General features: G+C 71.7%; 14 protein-coding genes. 10 read left to right on the top strand and 4 right to left on the bottom strand.

Annotation, left to right across the window (positions count from 1 at the left end; all coding sequences use genetic code 11):
* Nucleotides 1–208: 208 nt before the first annotated feature.
* The 5 genes from HTZ77_RS26765 to HTZ77_RS26745 all read left to right on the top strand — a co-directional run bounded on the left by HTZ77_RS26765 (nucleotide 209) and on the right by HTZ77_RS26745 (nucleotide 4,123).
* Nucleotides 209–1,267, top strand: coding sequence for an ABC transporter ATP-binding protein (locus tag HTZ77_RS26765; protein ID WP_175592436.1), 1,059 nt, complete (start codon nucleotides 209–211; stop codon nucleotides 1,265–1,267).
* A complete protein-coding gene (locus HTZ77_RS26760; RefSeq protein ID WP_175592435.1) occupies nucleotides 1,260–1,961 on the top strand; it encodes an ABC transporter permease in 702 nt (233 codons plus the stop codon). Before HTZ77_RS26765 ends, HTZ77_RS26760 begins: the two co-directional genes overlap by 8 nt.
* Nucleotides 1,958–2,656, top strand: a complete 699-nt coding sequence (locus tag HTZ77_RS26755; RefSeq protein WP_175592434.1) for an ABC transporter permease — start codon at nucleotides 1,958–1,960, stop codon at nucleotides 2,654–2,656. The genes HTZ77_RS26760 and HTZ77_RS26755 overlap by 4 nt, the downstream gene beginning before the upstream one ends.
* On the top strand, nucleotides 2,656–3,585 hold the full coding sequence (locus HTZ77_RS26750; protein ID WP_175592433.1) for an ABC transporter substrate-binding protein: 930 nt from the start codon (nucleotides 2,656–2,658) through the stop codon (nucleotides 3,583–3,585). The genes HTZ77_RS26755 and HTZ77_RS26750 overlap by 1 nt, the downstream gene beginning before the upstream one ends.
* A 76-nt stretch (nucleotides 3,586–3,661) precedes the next feature.
* Nucleotides 3,662–4,123 carry a flavin reductase family protein gene (locus tag HTZ77_RS26745; protein WP_175592602.1) on the top strand — a complete coding sequence of 154 codons (462 nt, stop codon included), beginning with the start codon at nucleotides 3,662–3,664 and terminating at the stop codon, nucleotides 4,121–4,123.
* Nucleotides 4,124–4,159: 36 nt separating this feature from the next.
* Here the strand turns inward: HTZ77_RS26745 and sppA are convergent, their stop codons facing one another.
* Complete coding sequence (gene sppA / locus HTZ77_RS26740; RefSeq protein ID WP_175592432.1) at nucleotides 4,160–5,857, bottom strand: signal peptide peptidase SppA; 1,698 nt, start codon at nucleotides 5,855–5,857, stop codon at nucleotides 4,160–4,162.
* A gap of 104 nt (nucleotides 5,858–5,961) precedes the next feature.
* Between sppA and HTZ77_RS26735 the strand changes: the two genes are divergently transcribed.
* Entirely contained in the window at nucleotides 5,962–7,410 is a 1,449-nt protein-coding gene (locus HTZ77_RS26735) for an AAA family ATPase (protein ID WP_175592431.1), read from the top strand.
* 88 nt (nucleotides 7,411–7,498) lie between these two features.
* Here the strand turns inward: HTZ77_RS26735 and HTZ77_RS26730 are convergent, their stop codons facing one another.
* From HTZ77_RS26730 to HTZ77_RS26720, 3 genes are read right to left on the bottom strand one after another with little or no spacing between them, the layout of a single operon-like run.
* On the bottom strand, nucleotides 7,499–9,538 hold the full coding sequence (locus tag HTZ77_RS26730) for an endo-beta-N-acetylglucosaminidase (RefSeq protein WP_175592430.1): 2,040 nt from the start codon (nucleotides 9,536–9,538) through the stop codon (nucleotides 7,499–7,501).
* A gap of 37 nt (nucleotides 9,539–9,575) precedes the next feature.
* Entirely contained in the window at nucleotides 9,576–10,802 is a 1,227-nt protein-coding gene (locus HTZ77_RS26725; RefSeq protein WP_175592429.1) for a glycoside hydrolase 5 family protein, read from the bottom strand.
* Between the two features lie 46 nt (nucleotides 10,803–10,848).
* Complete coding sequence (locus HTZ77_RS26720; RefSeq protein ID WP_175592428.1) at nucleotides 10,849–11,880, bottom strand: LacI family DNA-binding transcriptional regulator; 1,032 nt, start codon at nucleotides 11,878–11,880, stop codon at nucleotides 10,849–10,851.
* Between the two features lie 103 nt (nucleotides 11,881–11,983).
* Here HTZ77_RS26720 and HTZ77_RS26715 point away from each other — a divergent pair, with 103 nt between their 5' ends.
* From HTZ77_RS26715 to HTZ77_RS26700, 4 genes are read left to right on the top strand one after another with little or no spacing between them, the layout of a single operon-like run.
* Entirely contained in the window at nucleotides 11,984–13,261 is a 1,278-nt protein-coding gene (locus HTZ77_RS26715; RefSeq protein ID WP_175592427.1) for an ABC transporter substrate-binding protein, read from the top strand.
* The gene (locus HTZ77_RS26710) at nucleotides 13,261–14,133 is read left to right on the top strand and encodes a carbohydrate ABC transporter permease (protein ID WP_175592426.1); all 873 of its coding nucleotides are present in this window, start codon (nucleotides 13,261–13,263) and stop codon (nucleotides 14,131–14,133) included. The genes HTZ77_RS26715 and HTZ77_RS26710 overlap by 1 nt, the downstream gene beginning before the upstream one ends.
* A gap of 1 nt (nucleotide 14,134) precedes the next feature.
* On the top strand, nucleotides 14,135–15,001 hold the full coding sequence (locus HTZ77_RS26705; protein ID WP_175592425.1) for a carbohydrate ABC transporter permease: 867 nt from the start codon (nucleotides 14,135–14,137) through the stop codon (nucleotides 14,999–15,001).
* A 24-nt stretch (nucleotides 15,002–15,025) separates the two neighbouring features.
* On the top strand, nucleotides 15,026–18,055 hold the full coding sequence (locus tag HTZ77_RS26700; RefSeq protein ID WP_175592424.1) for an alpha-mannosidase: 3,030 nt from the start codon (nucleotides 15,026–15,028) through the stop codon (nucleotides 18,053–18,055).
* Nucleotides 18,056–18,058: the final 3 nt, after the last annotated feature.

Here is an 18,058-nt window from a genome sequence, read left to right as displayed (position 1 = left end):
GATGGTGAAGCAATCATGCCAAGTCGCCACCATCGGCGCATCAAGAGATCCGGTTTTGTTGTGAATTCCGGCTGGTGGGGTGAAGCGTTTAACCGCGGGGGTGACGCGACATACCGCTGTCGGCCGCCGTAGTGTGGGCCACCAAGAGATCATGCGGCGGTCGTGGCAGGGGGGCCGCGACCCTGCCCGGGCAAGCGAGAGGTCGCGCGTGATCACATTCGACGCCGTCACGAAACGGTACGCGGACGGCACGGTGGCCGTGGACAATCTGTCACTCGAGGCGCCCACGGGCGAGATCACCGTGTTCGTCGGACCGTCGGGCTGCGGCAAGACGACGTCCCTGCGGATGATCAACCGGATGATCGACGCTACGGAAGGGCGCATCCTCCTCGACGGCGACCCGGTGCAGGACATCGACCCGCCCAAGCTGCGGCGCGGCATCGGCTACGTCATCCAGCAGGCCGGCCTCTTCCCCCACAAGAAGATCGTGGACAACGTCGCCACCGTCCCGCTGCTGCTCGGCTGGGACCGCGGCAAGGCCCGCAGCCGGGCCATGGAGCTGCTCGAACGCGTGGGCCTCGACCCCGCGATGGGCGAGCGCTACCCGTTCCAGCTCTCCGGCGGCCAGCAGCAGCGCGTGGGCGTGGCCAGGGCGCTGGCCGCCGACCCGCCCGTGCTGCTCATGGACGAGCCGTTCAGCGCCGTCGACCCGATCGTCCGCACCAGCCTGCAGGACGAGCTGCTGCGGCTCCAGGCGGAGCTCAACAAGACGATCGTCTTCGTCACCCACGACATCGACGAGGCCATCAAGCTGGGCGACCGCGTGGCCGTGCTGCGCGTCGGCGGGCGGCTGGCGCAGCTCGCCGACCCCAAGACGCTGCTGTCGGAGCCGGCCGACGACTTCGTCCGCGAGTTCCTGGGCCACGACCGGGGCATCCGCCGCCTGCAGTTCGTCGGCACCGAGGGGCTGCGGCTGCGCACCGACCTGACCGTGCCCGCCGGCTTCTCCGGCGGCTCGCCGGAGCCCTGGGTGCTCGCCGTCTCCGACGACGGCCGGCCGGTCGGGTGGCTGCGGGGCGACGGCGGCGGCGAGCCGGAGCCGTACGGCACGTTCCGGCCCGGCCGCGACTCCATGCGCTCCGCCCTCGACGCGGCGCTGCTGTCGCCGTCCGGATGCGCGGTGGCGGTCGGCGAGGACGGCAAGGTGGCCGGCGTGGCCACCCGTGAGGCCCTCGACGAGGCGCTCGCGGAGGCCGCCGATGGGTGAGCCGCTGCTGTCGCGCCTGATCGCGGACGGGCCCCCGTCGCTGTGGGAGTGGATCGCCCGCAACTGGGACACCGGCCGGGTCGGCAGCATCAAGGACCTCCTCGGCGACCACCTCGTCATGTCGCTCGTGCCGATCGTCGCCGGCCTCGTGCTGGCCCTGCCGCTCGGCCTGGCCAGCGCCCGCTGGCGATGGCTCTACCAGCCGACGGCCGGCGTGTTCAACGTCGTGTACGCGCTGCCGTCGCTGCCGGTCTTCATGCTGCTCATCTCGGTCACGGGCCTGTCCAAGACCACGGTGATCATCCCGCTCACCTTCTACGCGATCGCCGTGCTGCTGCCCGCCGTGGTGGACGGCCTCGGCTCGGTGCCCGACCACGTGCGCCAGTCGGCCGTGGCGATGGGCTTCACGCCGCTGCGCCGCCTCGTCCAGGTCGAGCTGCCGATCGCCGTGCCCGTCGTGCTCGCCGGGCTGCGGGTCGTCGCGGTCTCCAGCATCAGCCTGGTCAGTGTCGGCGCGCTGATCGGCCAGGGCGGCCTCGGCATGCTGTTCACCCGGGCCTACCAGAACCCGTTCCTGCCGCCGGTCATCGTCGGCATCGTGCTCATCGTGGCGCTCGCGCTGGTCGCCGACGGACTGCTCGTCCTCGCGCAGCGGCTGCTGACCCCGTGGGTGCGGGCGAGGAGGGCATCGTGAGCTGGCTCAGCGACTTCTTCGGCGACCCGGCCAACTGGTCCGGCCCCGACGGCATCCCCGCCCGGCTGCTGGAGCACCTGGAGTTCTCCGCGCTGGCCCTGGCCCTGGCCATGCTGGTCGCGATCCCGCTCGGGCTGCTCATCGGGCACACCGGCCGCGGCGGCGTCATCGTGGTCATCTCCGCCAACCTCGCCCGGGCCCTGCCCACGCTGGGCCTGCTGGTGCTGTTCGTGCTGCTGCTCGGCACCGCCTCGATCCTGCCGGTGATCATTCCCCTGGTGCTGCTGGCGATCCCTCCGATCCTGGTCAACACGTTCGAGGGGATCCGCGGGGTCGATCCGGAGCTGCGCGACGCCGCGTACGGGATGGGCCTGACCGGCGGGCAGGTGCTCGGCCGGGTGCTGGTGCCGGTGGCGCTGCCGCTCATCCTGCTCGGGCTGCGGCTGTCGGCCATCCAGGTCGTCGCGACCACGACGGTCGCCGCGTACACCGGGCTGGGCGGGCTCGGCCGGTTCGTGATCGACGGTTTCGCGACGAAGGATTACGCGAGCGTCGTCGGGGGTTCTGTACTGATTGTGCTGTTCGCACTCGCGGTGCAGCTCGTCTTCACGCTTCTCCAGCGGACGACGGTCTCGCCCGGCGTGAGCCGGCGGGTCAAGGTCCGTCAGGTGGCCTCAGGAAGGGAAACAACGTGATGAGACGTAGATTCGGCACCGCGGCGGTGCTTTTGACGGCGGCGCTGGCCCTCACCGCGTGCGGCGGTGGCGGCGGCGGCAACCCGCTCGACACCACGAGCGCGGCGCCCAGCGGTTCCGCGACGGGCGGCGGTGGCGGCGGCGGGAAGGCCGTCATCGGCTCGTTCGACTTCGACGAGAGCGTGCTGCTGGGCTCCATCTACGCCCAGGCGCTGGAGTCCAAGGGCGTGAAGGTGGAGGAGAAGCCCCGCATCGGCAGCCGCGAGGTCGTCTACGACCAGGTCAAGAGCGGCGGGCTGACGATCGTGCCCGAGTACAACGGCAACCTGCTCGCCTTCGTCGACCTGCAGAACAAGGCGAGCACCACCGACGACGTCAACGCGGCGCTGAAGGAGAAGCTCCCGGCCGAGCTGGAGGTCCTCGCCTCCTCGCCCGCCGAGGACAAGGACACCCTCTCGATCACCAAGGACACCCAGGCCAAGCAGTCCCTCAACAGCATGGAGGACCTGGCCAAGGTGTCGAAGACCATGACCGTGGGCGGCCCGCCCGAGTTCAAGAAGCGCTGGCAGGCGCGCTTCAAGGAGGTGTACGGGCTGGAGTTCAAGGAGTGGAAGCCCACCGGCCCCACCACGGCCGACGCCATCAAGGACGGCTCCATCCAGGTCGGCAACGTCTTCTCCACCGACCCCAAGATGACCGCCAACAACCTCGTGCCGCTGCAGGACCCGAAGAACATCTTCCCCGCGCAGAACGTCACGCCCCTGGTGAACAAGGCCGCGGCGACCGACACGATCAGGACCACCCTGGACGCCGTCTCGGCCAAGCTCACGACGCAGTCGCTGCTGGACATGATGCAGAAGATCAGCGTCAACAAGGACGAGCCGGCCACGGTCGCCAAGGAGTGGCTGACCAGCAACGGGCTGGCCTGACCCGGTGACGGGCCCCGCCGTCCGCGGGGCCCGTCGCGACCCGCCGTCGGAGGGGACGTTGGAATTCACGGAGGCGATGGCCCAGCTCGCCGCCGGGGTGTCGGTGGTGACCGTACGGGACGGGCGTGACGACCTCGGCACCACGGTGTCGGCGGTCATGTCGGTCTCGCTCGACCCGCCGCTCGTCCTGGTCAGCCTGGCCAGTGGCGGCTACCTCTGCGAGGTGCTGCTGCGGCAGGACCGGTGGGCGGCCTCACTCCTGTCGTCCGGCCAGGCGGCCATCGCCAGCCGCTTCGCCACCGCCGGCCGCCCCAGCGCCCGCCACCTCGTGGCGGGCGTCCCGCACCACCGCGGCCCGCACTCGGACGCGATCGTCGTCGAGAACGGGGTCGCCGCTCTGGAGGCGGAGACGACGCAGGTGGTGCCGGCGGGTGACCACACGCTGTTCCTGGCCCGCGTGGTGAACGTCCCCTACATCACCCCGACCCTGGCCCCGCTGATCCGCCTGCGCGGCCGCTACCGCCCGATGGGCGGCTGACCCTTCTCGGCTCCGGCAACGGCCCGCGCGGCTTCGTCAGCGGATGGCGTACCACCCGGGCAGGGCCAGGGGACCCGCGGCCGGCAGCCCCAGCTCGGCCGACAGCCGGGCCAGCGGCCCCCACGCGTCGATCCGGACCCGGGCCAGCGCCGCCGCCTTGTCCTCGCTCGACTCCGCCCCGCGCAGCCGCTCCAGCGGGTGGATGCGCGGGTAGACCCGCACCGGGGCGTCGTCGGCCAGACCCGCCCGCTTGCGCGCCACGGCCAGCGCGTCCTCCAGCCCGCCCAGCTCGTCCACCAGCCCGCGCTCCCGGGCGTCGGCGCCGGTCCAGACCCGGCCCCGGGCCAGCTCGTGCGCGCGTTCGCGGGTCAGGTCGCGCGACTGCGCCACCTTGCCCACGAAGTCGTCGTAGATGCGGTCCAGCCAGGCGTTCACCCGCTCCCACTGCTCGGGCGAGAAGCCGCGCGTGGTGGAGAACATCCCGGCGTTCGCGCCGCCGGCCACCAGCTCGGAGTTGACGCCGATCCGCTCCAGCAGCTCGGACAGGACGGGCTTGCCGCCGAAGACGCCGATCGAGCCGGTCAGGGTCCCCGGCTGGGCGACGATCACGTCGGCGGCCATGGAGACGAAGTAGCCGCCCGAGGCGGCCAGGTCGCCCATCGACACGATGACGGGCTTGACCTTGCGGGTCAGCACCACCTCGCGCCACACGGTGTCGGAGGCGACGTACGAGCCGCCGGGGCTGTCCACCCGGAACACGACGGCCTTCACGTGGTCGTCGCGCCGGGCGGCGCGCAGCGCGGCGCTCACCGTGTCGGACCCCATCGCCCCGCCGCCGCCGAGCGGGCTGCGGCCGCTGCGGCCCATCCTGATCTGCCCGTGGCCCTGGACGAGGGCGACCCCGTCGGCCGTGGGGTTGGGCAGCTTCCGCACCATGGCGGCCCGGGCGTAGCGGGAGACGTACTGCAGGTGCGCCTCGCTGCCGGCGGCCTTCTTGACCTCGTCGTACACCTCGTCCCGGTACGCGAGTCCGTCCACCAGCCCGGCCTCGACCGCCTCGGACCCGATGAACGGGCCCCGGTCGATCAGCTCGCGCACCTTGGCCGGGTCCAGCCGCCGCCCCTCGGCGATGCCCGCCACGACCTGGTCGACGACGGACCCGACGATCCGCTCCATCGACTCCCGGTGCGGCTCGGTCATGTGGTCCTGGGTGAAGGTGTTGGCGGCGGTCTTGTACTCGTGCCGCTGGCCCATCTCGTACCCGACGCCCAGCTTGCCCAGCGCGCCCTTGACGAAGCGCTGCTCCAGCGCCACGCCGGTCAGCCCGACGTCGCCGCTGGGCTGGAGGTAGACGCGCTCGAAGGCGCTGGCCAGGTAGTAGGGGACGGTGCCGTTGCCGAACTCGCCGTAGGTCTCAGAGAAGGCGACCGTGAGCTTGCCGGAGGCGCGGAACCGGGTCACGGCCTGCCGCAGCTCCTGGACCACGGCCAGCCCGAGCGGGTTCCCGCCGATCTTCACGACCAGCGCCTTGACCCGGGAGTCGTCGCGGCCGCGCTTGAGCCCGGCGAGCACGTCGGACAGGCGCGGCTTGCGCATGGACAGCACGGCCGACAACGGATCGGTGGGCGGCCCCTCGGTGAGGCCCTCGGTGAGGTCCAGCTCCAGGACAAGCGGGGCGGTGCGCCGCTGACGAAGCTTGTCCACGGTCTCGAAGATCGCCTTGCCTGCGTCCATGAAGCCACCCTAAGCGACACATCTCGGACGTACGCGGCCGTCTTCGGAGAGGTGCTTAGAAGTATGCTCCTTAGAAGTACAGTCCTTAGGTATATGGTTCTAACATGTCCGCGAGGCTCGCCAAACCCGCTCACGTCTTCGACCGTGACCGTGAATGGGAGGGATTGGCCAGGTTCGCCACCTCCCCCAGTCCGGACGTCCGGCTGGGCATCGTCAGTGGCAGGCGCCGTCAGGGGAAGACCTATCTCCTTGACGCGCTCGCCCGGCAGGTCGACGGGTTCTTCTTCGCGGCGACCGAGGCGACGGAGATCGAGTCTCTGGCGCGCTTCGGGCAGGCCCTGGCCGCTCACACGGGGGGCGGCCGATACGCGTTCGACGACTGGGAAGAGGCACTGGAGCGGCTCTTCGCGGTGATTCCGCGCGGGCTCATCGTGATCGACGAGTTCCCGTACCTCAGCAAGGCCTCGCCGGCCCTGCCCTCGCTGATCCAGCACGCCCTCGACCCCCGCGGTCCCGCACGGCGGGGCGAGGCGCGCCTGTTGCTGTGCGGTTCGGCGCTGGGGGTGATGGGCCGCCTGCTGGCGGGCAACGCCCCCCTGCGGGGGCGGGCCAGCCTCGAACTGATCGTCCGGCCGCTGGACTATCGCGCCTCGGCGAAGTTCTGGAACATCGGCGATCCGCGCCTCGCCGTCCTCGTCCACTCCATCGTCGGTGGCACCCCCGCGTACCGGCGCGAGTTCGTGGCGGGCGACTCGCCCGAGTCGCTGGCGGACTTCGGCCCCTGGGTGCTCCGCACGGTGCTGAACCCGCAGACGCCGCTCTTCCGCGAGGCGCGCTACCTGCTGGCCGAGGAGACCGACATTCGCGACACGGCGCTCTACCACGGAGTGCTCGGCGCCATCGCCTCCGGCAACGCGACAAGAGGCGGCATCGCCAACCACATCGGCAGGAAGTCTCCGGACATCGGTCACCAGCTCACGGTCCTGGAGGACGCCCGCCTGATCGGCCGCGAGGCCGACGCCTTCCGCAAGGGCAAGACGCTGTACCGCATCCGCGAGCCGCTCATCGTCTTCTACGAAGCCGTGATGCGGCGCGAATGGACCCGTCTGGACCGGGGCGACCGTGACGCCGCCTGGGCGAATTCTCAGGCCACGTTCCTCTCGCAGGTGGTGGGCCCGCACTTCGAGGAGATCTGCCGGGAGTGGGCGATGTCCGCGGGGCCGGAGGTGTTCGGCGAACTGCCGGGCGAGGTGGCGGCGGGCACGGTCGCGGACCCGCACAACCGCACGCAGATCGAGGTCGACGTGGCGGTCCTCGCCCAGGAGGAGCCGGGCCGCCCCCGACGCGTCCTCTCCTTGGGAGAGGCCAAGTGGGACAGGAGGATGACGGCGGGCCACGTGGCACGGCTGCGGCGCGCGCGCGACCTGCTGGCGGTGAAGGGGTACGACACGCGCGACACGCTGCTGACGTGTTACAGCGGAGCGGATTTCGACGCGGATCTCCGCGACGACCGCGACGTGCGGCTGATCACCTTGGCGGACCTCTACGGATGACGGCTGTCGCGGGCACCGGGGAGAGCGCCGCGGCGCGTCGTTCCCACCAGCCCTCCGCTCGAGGGTCTGGTGGGAACGCGGGCGGGACCTACCAGGTGACCGTGGCGGTGGCGGGGGTCGAGCGGCCGTACTCTGCGCCGACCGCCTCGACCTCGATCGTCGTCGTGGTCTCGGCGCCCGCCCGGTCGAGGGCCGGCACGAAGTACGCGTCGTTCGGCGTCGCGCCCAGGTACGTACGCGAGCCGTCGGGGTCGCGGCGGTAGACGTCGTAGTGGTGGGGCCGCCCGGCGCCGGTCCAGGACAGGCGCAGCGCCTTGCGGGTGGGGGAGACGTCGGTGGCGCCCAGCACGGTCAGCCCGGACGGCGCGGCCACCTCGTCGATCGCGCCGTCGTACACGGCGAGTTGCCCGACCCGGATGTCGTAGGCGTCGGCGGAGCCGGTGACGCGCAGGGCGAGCTGGGCGATCGTCCGGCCCGCGTGCGCGGACAGGTCGAGGGTCCGGCGTTCCCAGCCGGTCCCGCCGGTCGCGCCGAGGTCGAAGGTGGTGAACGTGGTGGGCGCGTCGGCGAAGGCCACCGCCGCCTTCAGGTGGGTGGCCCCGGCCTGCGGCGTCTTCAGCACGACCGACAGCCGGGTGCCGGCGGCGACGGGGAGCCGGGTCTGGTAGAGGCGCACGGTGTTGACCGCGTCGAGGCGGCCGGTGAGGCGGAGGGAGGAGCCGCCCTCGTAGGCGTCGCCGTAGTCGATGGACGGGGTGAGCCTGCTGCCCGCGGACTCCACGATCCACCGGTAGGTGGGCGGGACGTCCTGCACGGACAGGTTGTTCCAGCCGCCGTCGCGCACGCGCGCGCCGCCGACGTTGTAGAAGTCGCCGTGCCCGGTGTTGAAGCCGGTCACGAACGGCTTGGCGGTGACGGGGCTGGACTCGGCGATGTAGTGGGCCAGGCCCTTCCACGGTGAGGAGGTCGAGGTGTTCGACGGGTCGGCGTTGGCGCCCACCCAGAACCGGGAGTCGCGCGCCCGGAAGTCGGCCGGCCCGCTCGCCGACTTCCACGTCCACTCCGGACGGTAGATGCCCAGCGAGGTGACGTGCGGCCGGCCGGACGGGAACACCGCCTCCCACGGTACGGCCGTGTCGTAGCCGGCGGCCTCGGTGTCGATGCCCGCGAACAGGTCGTGCTCGTCGCGGCCGAGTGACCTGGCCCGCTCGCGGGAGGCGCGCTGGCGGCCGGCGGACCAGCCGAAGTCGAGGAACATCGAGTCGGCCACCCGGTCCGGGTCGGCGAAGAACGCGTCGTTGGCCGGGGTGAGGCCGTCCTGCCAGGAGATCGAGCCGTCCTCGGTCATGGCGTCGTACCACATGAACTCGGTCGGGCCCTTGCCCCGCGCGTACGTGATCAGCGAGCGCAGCTCGGTGGCGAGGGCCGCGTCGCCGCCCGCCGTCTCCTGGTTGACGAACCAGCCGTCGAAGCCGTAGTGCCGGGCGACCTCGACGAGCTTGTCGGCCACCGGGTACGTCGAGCCGGACTTCTTGACGAAGTCGCGCACCCACTCGATCCGGCCGCCGTAGACGGTGGGCGGGAAGAAGACGGTGCCGTAGACCTTGACGCCGTTGCGGTGGGCGGCGTCGATCACCGTCGGGTTGGGGGCCAGGATGAGGCCCTCGCCGGCCGAGCCGCCCCAGAAGACCAGCGTGTCGACGTACTGCCAGTACGTGAACGCGTAGTAGTCGGCGGTGAGCGAGCCCTGCGAGGGGTTGCCGGAGGTGGGGGCGAAGGAGACCAGGGAGGCGACGCGGCCCTCCCCGGCCCGGGCGTTCGCGTTCGCCTTCAGGCGGGGCGAGGAGGTGCGGGGGCGCAGCGGCACCCGGGAGCGGTTGAACCGGGCGTCGGGGTCGGTGGCGGGGTCCCAGCCGAGGATCGTGTCGGGGTACCAGTACGAGGCGTACGGCTGGCCGCCGGTCGCGGCGCTCCGCGCAAGAGCCGAGCCGGTCGCGGTGCTCCGCGCAAGAGCCGAGCCGGTCGCGGTGCTCCGCGAGAGAGCCGAGGCGGCCGGGGCGGTGGCCGCGACGAGGGCCGTGGCGGTGAGCACCGCGCAGAGCCGGGGTAACCGGGGTGACAGTCGCATCCGGGTCTCCTCCTGTCGTTTCCTTGGGCGTGCGGGGTCATGCCGGGGTCAGGACGGCCTCGATTCCGCGGGCGGCCAGGTGGGCGGCGTCGTCCGCGCGGCCCTTCGTGACGATGGCCAGCGGGCCGGCCTGGCGCAGCCTGACCCACTCGGCGTGGAAGGCGCTGCCCGGCGCGACCTCGGCCCGGCGCTCCGGTTCCGTCCTGAGGTCCACGTCGCACAGCAGCGCGGGCCTGCCGGCCGCCGGGCGGCGTCCCTCTCGGTGCTCCCGGATCGCCGAGGCGAGCTCCAGGGCCGCGGGCTTGGCCCGATGGTCGACCGTGAACAGGCCCAGGTCGTACTCGCGCTCGGGGAAGTCGGCCAGGGCGCGGTCCACGTCGTGCGAGCACCACCAGGTGACGCCCCACAGGGCCGGGTTGGCGGTGACCGCGTCGAGCGTGCCGCGCACGAACCGCGGCGCGTCGGCCTCCGGGACGTCCGGGCGGGGCGCGCCGACCTCCTGCAGCCAGACCGGGCGGGCCGGGTCCGCCGAGGTGGCGGCGGCCAGCTCGACGAGGTAGTCGGCGTGCGTGACGGTGGCCGGGCCGAGCGGGCCGTCGAGGGCGGAGACGCCGTTGAACACCCACGAGTGCACCGTGGTCAGGTCGCCCAGGTCCACGTTGTCGGCGGGGTGGAACGGGTGGCCGGGGTCGTACCAGGTCGCGTCGTACAGGGAGTGCAGGGACAGCAGGTTCGGGGCGGCGGCGCGCACGACGTCGATCAGCTCGGCCGCCCAGCGGGCGGACGCCTCGGGCGTCGTCGGGTTGGCCGGGTAGAGGTTGTTCACCTCGTTGCCGAGGGTCACGGCGAAGACGCCGGGGTGACCGGCGACCGCGCGGGCGACGGCGTCCGCGTACGCGGCGATGCCGTCGCGGACCTCGGGATCGGTGAAGACGCTGCGCCGGTGCCAGGTGAGCACCCAGGACGGCAGGAAGTCGAAGCTGGACAGGTGTCCCTGGAGGAGGTCCACGGCCACGGACAGGCCGGACTCGGCGGCGATGTCGATCACCTGGAGCAGGTCGTCGATGCCCCGCCGCCTGATCAGGGCGCGGTTGGGCTGGATCCACGGCCAGATCGGGAAGACCCGGACGTGGTCCAGCCCGAGCCCGGCGAGGTCGTCGAAGTCGCGGCGGACCGAGTCGGGGGAAAGGTCGAGCCAGCCGTGGAACCAACCTGCCGAGGGCACGTAGTTGGCGCCGAAACGGATGGGGTGGGACAGGGGCACGCGTCCTCCGGGAGATGAGTCGATCTCCCGCGAACCCTAAACCGGTTTAGTCGCCTTGCCAAGCCCCGGGCGGCGCCGTGCTCTCCCTGACGACCAGCCGCGGCGTGGCGGTCTTCACGTCCCGCCGGCGCTCCGGCTCCTCGATCAGCGCCAGCATGACCTCGGCCAACCGGCGGCCGTAGGCGAAGGTGTCGCGCGACAGCGCGGTGATGGCGGGGTGCGCGATCCGGGTCAGCACCGAGTCGTCGAAGGCCACGATGGACAGCTCGTCCGGCACCCGTACCCCCATCTCGCCCGCCACGCCCAGCCCGGCCAGGGCCATCACGTCGCTGTCGTAGACGATCGCGGTGGGCCGCCGGGCGCGCGACAGCAGCGCCCGGGTCGCGGCGGCGCCCTCGGCGTCGCTGAAGTCGGTGGTCGTCGACACCGTCTCGGCCAGGCCGAGCCGGCGGCTGGAGTCGCGCAGCGCCCGCATGCGCCGCTGGGTGTGGTGGAACTCGGGCAGGCCGGCGACGTGGGCCAGCCGCCGGTGGCCGAGCGCCGCGAGGTAGTCGGCGACCGACAGCATGGCCTCCCGGTCGTCGGCCCACACGCTGGACAGCGAGCCGTGCCTGCCCGGGCCGCCCAGCACCACGCTCGGCACGCCGAGCTCCTCCAGCACCTCGATGCGGGGGTCGCGGACCTTGAGGTCGACGATGATGAAGCCGTCGACGCGGTGCGCGGAGGCCCAGTCGCGGTAGACCTCCGTCTCCGCCTCGACGTCCTCGACGATCATGAGGTGCATCGCGACCGACTGCCGCGACAGCCCCGCCTGCAGCCCCGACAGGAGCTGGGCGAAGAACGGCTCCACGCCGAGCGTGCTGGCGGGCCTGGCGATCACCAGCCCGACCGCGTCCGCCCTGGCCCCGCCGAGGGCCCGGGCCGCGCTGTGCGGGCGCCAGTTCATCTCCTTGGCGACCTGCAGGATGCGGGCCCGCGTCGCCTCGGCCACACCGGGACGCCCGTTGAGCGCGAACGAGACCGCGCCCTTGGAGACGCCGACCCGCTCGGCGATGTCGGCGATCGTCGGTCGAGCCACCCGCGACTCCTTCACAACTCGATGTCACCTATTGACAGCAGAGTCTAGCCAGTGAATAGTCCGGCAACTATAGCGGTTTAGCGCCTTCTCCGAGGAGAGCTTCATGCGTAGGTACTGGTCAGGTCTGGGTCTGGCCGCCGTGTTGGCGGCCGCCGGCTGCGGGCTGGGGGACACGGGGCAGCCGGCCGCTGCGCCTGGCGCGACGGCGACGGGCGAGGTGAAGGGCAAGGTCAGTCTGCAGACGTGGGCGCTGAAGCCGAAGTTCACCGACTACATGCAGAAGGTCATCGACTCCTTCGAGAAGAAGTACCCCGGCGTCGAGGTCGAGTGGCTGGACCAGCCCGGGGAGGGCTACTCCGACAAGGTGCTCAGCCAGGCCGCCGGCGGCTCGCTGCCCGACGTGACGAACCTGCCGCCCGAGTTCGCGCTGCCCCTCGTCAAGCAGGGCCTGCTGCTCGACGTCGCCCAGGCCGACCCCGCGGTGAAGGACGAGTACGTCCCCGGAGGCCTGTCGGCCTACACCTACCCCGGCGTCCAGGGCGTCTACGGCTACCCGTGGTACCTCAACACCGACGTCAACTACTGGAACTCCGAGCTGATGGCCGAGAACGGCCTCGACGCCAAGAAGCCGCCGGCGAGCTTCGACGAGCTGGTCGCCCAGGCCCGCACGCTCAAGGAGAAGTCCGGCGGCAAGGTCTACCTGATGAGCCGCAAGCCCGAGCTGGGCGACTTCGTGCAGGCCGGGGTGAAGCTGATGTCCGACGACGGCAAGAGCTTCACCTTCAACACCCCCGAGGCCGCCGCGCTGCTCGACAAGTACCGTGACGCGTTCAAGGACGGCCTGCTGCCGCGCGACGTGCTCACCGACACCTACGCCGGCAACGCCAAGCTCTTCAACGAGGGCACGGTGGCCTGGACGACCGGCGGCGGCAACTACATCACCAGCCTGGCCGTGGACAACCCGTCGCTGGCCCCCAAGGTGGTGCCGTCACCGGCCTTCGGCACCCCGCCGCTGTACGTCCAGGGCCTGTCGGTGTCGGCGAAGTCGAAGAACACGCCCGCGGCCCTCGCGCTGGCCCGCTGGGTGACCAACGCGGAGAACCAGGCGGCCTTCGCCCACCTGGTGGCCATCTTCCCCAGCACCAAGGCCTCGGCGGACGATCCGTTCTTCAGCAAGAGCGACGGCACCAACGCCGGCGACGCCAAGGTGATGGCCTTCGCGGCGCTGGCCAAGGCGAAGATGCTGGAGCCGGTCGCGCTCACCGAGGCGATGAAGAAGATCGTCAAGCAGCAGTTCGCGCTGGCGATCAGCGGTGAGGTCACCTCGAAGGAGGCGCTGGACAAGGCCGTGGCCAAGTGCGACGAGCTGCTGCAGAACTGATGACCCACCGCCGCTGGTTCACGCCCTGGCTGCTGGTGGCGCCGGCGGTCGTGTGGCTGCTGGTGTTCAACCTCTGGCCGTCGCTCAACACGGTGGTGCTGGCGTTCACCAACGCCAAGCCGCTGGGCGGCGGCCACTTCACCGGCCTGGCCAACTTCGCCCGGGCGCTGGACGACTCCCAGCTCACCGACGCGCTGGTCAACAGCATCGTCTACATGCTGGTCTGCCTGCCGCTGCTGACCATGCTGCCGCTGCTTCTCGCGATCCTGGTGGAGAAGCGGCTGCCCGGCATCACGTTCTTCCGCACCGCCTTCTACACGCCGGTGGTGGCCTCGGCCGTGGTGGTCGCGCTGATCTGGGGCTGGGTGCTGGACGACCGGGGCCTGGTCAACGGCTTCGCCCAGTGGCTGGGCGTCGTCGCCGCGCCGGTGCCGTTCCTCACCGACCGCTGGCTGCTGCTGTTCAGCGCGATCAGCCTGACGGTCTGGAAGGGGCTCGGCTACTACATGATCATCTACCTGTCGGCGCTCGGCAACGTGCGCCGCGAGCTGCACGAGGCCGCCGCGGTCGACGGCGCCGGCGCGGTGCGCAGGTTCTGGAGCGTCACCGTGCCCGGCGTGCGCAACACGATGCTGCTGGTCTCGGTGCTGGTGTCGGTCTCGGCGCTGCGCGTGTTCTCCGAGCTGTACGTGCTGTCCAACGGCACCGGCGGGCCCGGCGGGCGCGACATGTCGGTCGTGATGCTGATCCAGCTCTACACCCGCGGCTTCTCCGGCCACCTGGGGTACGCCTCCGCGCTCAGCATCGTGCTGTTCGTCATCACGATCGGCCCCATGCTCCTGCTGCTGCGGCTCGACAGGAAGGCGGCCTGACATGGCGGCACACGCCAAGCGCGTCCGTCCCGGCGGCCTGGCCGCCGCGGGCCCCGCCGAGAAGGCGCTGCGGTACGCGCTGCTCCTGCTGGTGCTGGCGCTGACCGTGTCGCCGTTCCTGTGGCAGCTCTCCACGTCGCTGAAGAGCCTGACCGAGGACGTCTACTCCCGGACGCCGACCTTCCTGCCCGAGCACCCCACGCTGGACAACTACGCCCAGGTGGCCGACGCGATCCCCGTCTGGTCCTACGCCGCCAACTCGCTGGTGGTGGCCGCGATCGTCATCACGGGCAACGTCATCGGGGCCACCATGGCCGGGTACGCGCTCGCCCGGCTGCGCTTCCGCGGCGCGAAGCTGCTGCTCGGCCTCTTCCTGGCCACGCTCGTGCTGCCGGGCGAGGTGACGATCGTGTCGCAGTACGTCACCGTCCGCAGCCTCGGCCTGGCCGACACGCTGCTCGGCGTGGCACTGCCCGGGGCGATCGCCATGCTCAACGTCCTGCTCATGCGCACCGCGTTCGCGGCGATCCCGCAGGAGATGGACGAGGCCGCCGTCATCGACGGGGCGACCGCCTGGCAGCGGCTGCGCCACATCGGCCTGCCCAACGTCCGCGGCATGCTGAGCGTGATCACGATCTTCACGTTCATCGGCGCGTGGGACGACTTCCTGTGGCCGCTCATCGTGCTGACCGACCCCGACCACTACACGCTGACGGTCGGGCTGCAGTACCTGAACGGCACGTTCACCTCCAACCCGCGGCTGATCGCGGCGGGCACGATGATCTCCTTCGTGCCTATCGTGGTCGTGTTCGCGGCGCTCCAGCGGTACTTCTTCCGAGGCGTCGAGGAAGGCGCGATCAAAGGTTAGCCATCCAGGCAATCAGGAGTTCAGATGCATGACGACCGCAAGCTTGTCGAAGGCCGGTTGAAGCGGGTCCTCGACGAGCGCATCCGGCCGGCCGTCCACCCGGAGTCCGTGCCCCTCGACGTGGCCGTCTGGCACGCCCCCGGCGAGCCGGTGCCCGTCGCGGAGGGCCTGTCGGCCACGCCCGAGCCGATCGCGGCCGGCGACCGCTGGGGCGCCCCGTGGGGGACGAGCTGGTTCACCGTCACGGGCACGGTGCCGCCGGAGTGGGCGGGCCGTACCGTGGAGGCGATCCTCGACCTCGGCTTCGACCGGAACATGCCCGGCTTCCAGTGCGAGGGCCTGGTCTACCGCCCCGACGGCACGCCGGTGAAGGGCCTGCACCCGCTCAACGACTGGGTCCGGATCGGCGCGCCCGTCGAGGGCGGCGAGGAGGTGCGGCTGCACATCGAGGCCGCCTCCAACCCGGTCATCCTCGACTACCACCCGTTCCTGCCGACACCGCTCGGCGACAAGGAGACCGCGGGGACGCAGCCGCAGTACACGCTGGCCCGGATGGACCTGGCCGTCTTCGACGAGACCGTGTGGCAGCTCGTCATGGACCTGGAGGTGCTCGGCGAGCTGATGGCGGAGCTGCCCGTCGAGGGAGCCCGCCGCTGGGAGATCATGCGGGCGATCGAGCGCGCGCTCGACGCGGTGGACCTCCAGGACGTCAACGGCACCGCGGCCGCCGCCCGGGAGTGCCTGGCCGGCGTGCTGGCCACGCCCGCCGCGCCGTCGGCGCACCGCGTCAGCGCCGTCGGCCACGCGCACATCGACTCGGCCTGGCTGTGGCCGCTGCGCGAGACGGTCCGCAAGGTGGCCCGCACCACCTCCAACATGACCGCGCTGCTGGAGAGCGAGCCCTCGTTCGTCTTCGCGATGTCGCAGGCCCAGCAGTGGGCGTGGGTGAAGGAGCACCGGCCCGAGGTGTGGGCCAAGGTCGTCAAGGCGGTGGCGTCCGGACGGTTCGTCCCGGCGGGCGGCATGTGGGTGGAGTCCGACACCAACATGCCCGGCTCGGAGGCGATGGCCCGGCAGTTCGTCCACGGCAAGAGGTTCTTCCTCGACGAGTTCGGCATCGAGAACGACGAGGTGTGGCTGCCCGACACGTTCGGCTTCGCCGCCGGCCTGCCGCAGATCATCAAGGCCGCCGGCTCCCGATGGCTGCTCACCCAGAAGATCTCGTGGAGCCAGACCAACACGTTCCCGCACCACACGTTCCTGTGGGAGGGCATCGACGGCACCCGGATCTTCACCCACTTCCCGCCGGTCGACACCTACAACTGCTCCATGAAGGGCAGCGAGATCGCCCACGCGGCCCGCAACTTCAAGGACAAGGACCTGGCGCGGCACTCCCTGGCCCCCACCGGCTGGGGCGACGGGGGCGGCGGCGCCACCCGCGAGATGGTCGCCAAGGCGGCCAGGATGCGCGACCTGGAGGGCTCGGCCGTCGTCACCTGGGAGACGCCCGCCGAGTTCTTCACCAAGGCCGAGGCCGAGCACCCGCGCCCGGCCGTCTGGGTGGGCGAGCTGTACCTGGAGCTGCACCGCGCCACGCTCACCAGCCAGGCCAGGACCAAGCAGGGCAACCGGCGCAGCGAGCACCTGCTGCGCGAGGCCGAGCTGTGGTCGGCGACCGCCGCCGTACGGGCCGGCCATCCCTACCCGTACGAGCGGCTCGACCGGCTGTGGAAGACCGTGCTGCTGCACCAGTTCCACGACATCCTGCCGGGCTCGTCGATCGCCTGGGTGCACCGGGAGGCCGAGAAGACGTACGCGGCCGTCGCCGAGGAGCTGAACGCGATCATCGACGCCGCCCAGCGGGCCCTCGCCGGTGACGCCGGCGCCGGGACGCTGCTGTTCAACTCCACGCCGCACACACGGGACGGCGTCCCCGCGGGCGGCGCCCAGGCCCCCGTCACGGCCGGCGGCACGACCGTCGGCCCGCGCGAGGGCGGCGGCCACGTCCTGGACAACGGCCTGCTGCGGGTCGAGGTGGACGGCCGCGGCCTGGTGGTGTCCGTCCACGACCTCGCGGCCGGACGCGAGGCCGTCGCCCCCGGCCAGACGGCCAACCTGCTCCAGCTCCACCCCGACTTCCCCAACATGTGGGACGCCTGGGACGTGGACGCGTTCTACCGCAACACCGGCACCGACCTGGTGGAGGCCGAGGAGGTGGCGCCGGGGGAGGAGCCCGGTACGGTCCGGGTGACCCGCTCCTTCGGCCGCTCGAAGGTGACCCAGGTGCTCGGCCTGCGGCCGGGCGCCAAGCGGCTCGACATCGACACCGAGGTCGACTGGCACGAGACGGAGAAGTTCCTCAAGCTGGCCTTCCCGCTGGACGTCCGCGCCGAGCGGTACGCCTCCGAGACCCAGTACGGCCACGCCTACCGCGCCACGCACACCAACACGAGCTGGGAGGCCGCCAAGTTCGAGGCGTGCAACCACCGCTTCGTGCACCTGGAGGAGCCGGGCTGGGGCATCGCCCTGGTCAACGACTCCACCTACGGCCACGACGTGACGCGGACGGTCCGCGACCTCGACGGGGGCACCACCACCACGGTCCGCGCCTCCCTGCTGCGCGCGCCGCGCTTCCCCGACCCGGAGACCGACCAGGGCGTGCACCGGTTCCGGCACGCGCTCGTGCCGGGGGCGACGGTCGGCGACGCCGTCCGCGAGGGGTACGTCGTCAACCTGCCCGCGCGCCACCTGCCCGGCGACGCGGAGGTGGCCCCGCTGGTCACGCTCGACAACGACGCCGTGGTCGTGACGGCCGTCAAGCTGGCCGACGACGAGAGCGGCGACGTGGTCGTCCGCTTCCACGAGGCCCACGGCGGCCGGGCCGTGGCCACCCTGACCGCGGGCTTCCCGGTCGGCGGGGTCACGGTGACCGACCTGCTCGAACGGCCTCTGGCCGAGGCCGCGCGCGAGGGCGGCGTCACGTGGCGCGAGGACGGCACGGTCGCGCTGAGCCTGCGTCCGTTCGAGCTAGTGACGCTGCGCCTGCGCCGCTGATCC

Source organism: Nonomuraea montanisoli, assembly GCF_013363975.1.
Taxonomy (GTDB): domain Bacteria; phylum Actinomycetota; class Actinomycetes; order Streptosporangiales; family Streptosporangiaceae; genus Nonomuraea; species Nonomuraea montanisoli.
This window is presented reverse-complemented; position numbering and strand designations above follow the sequence as displayed.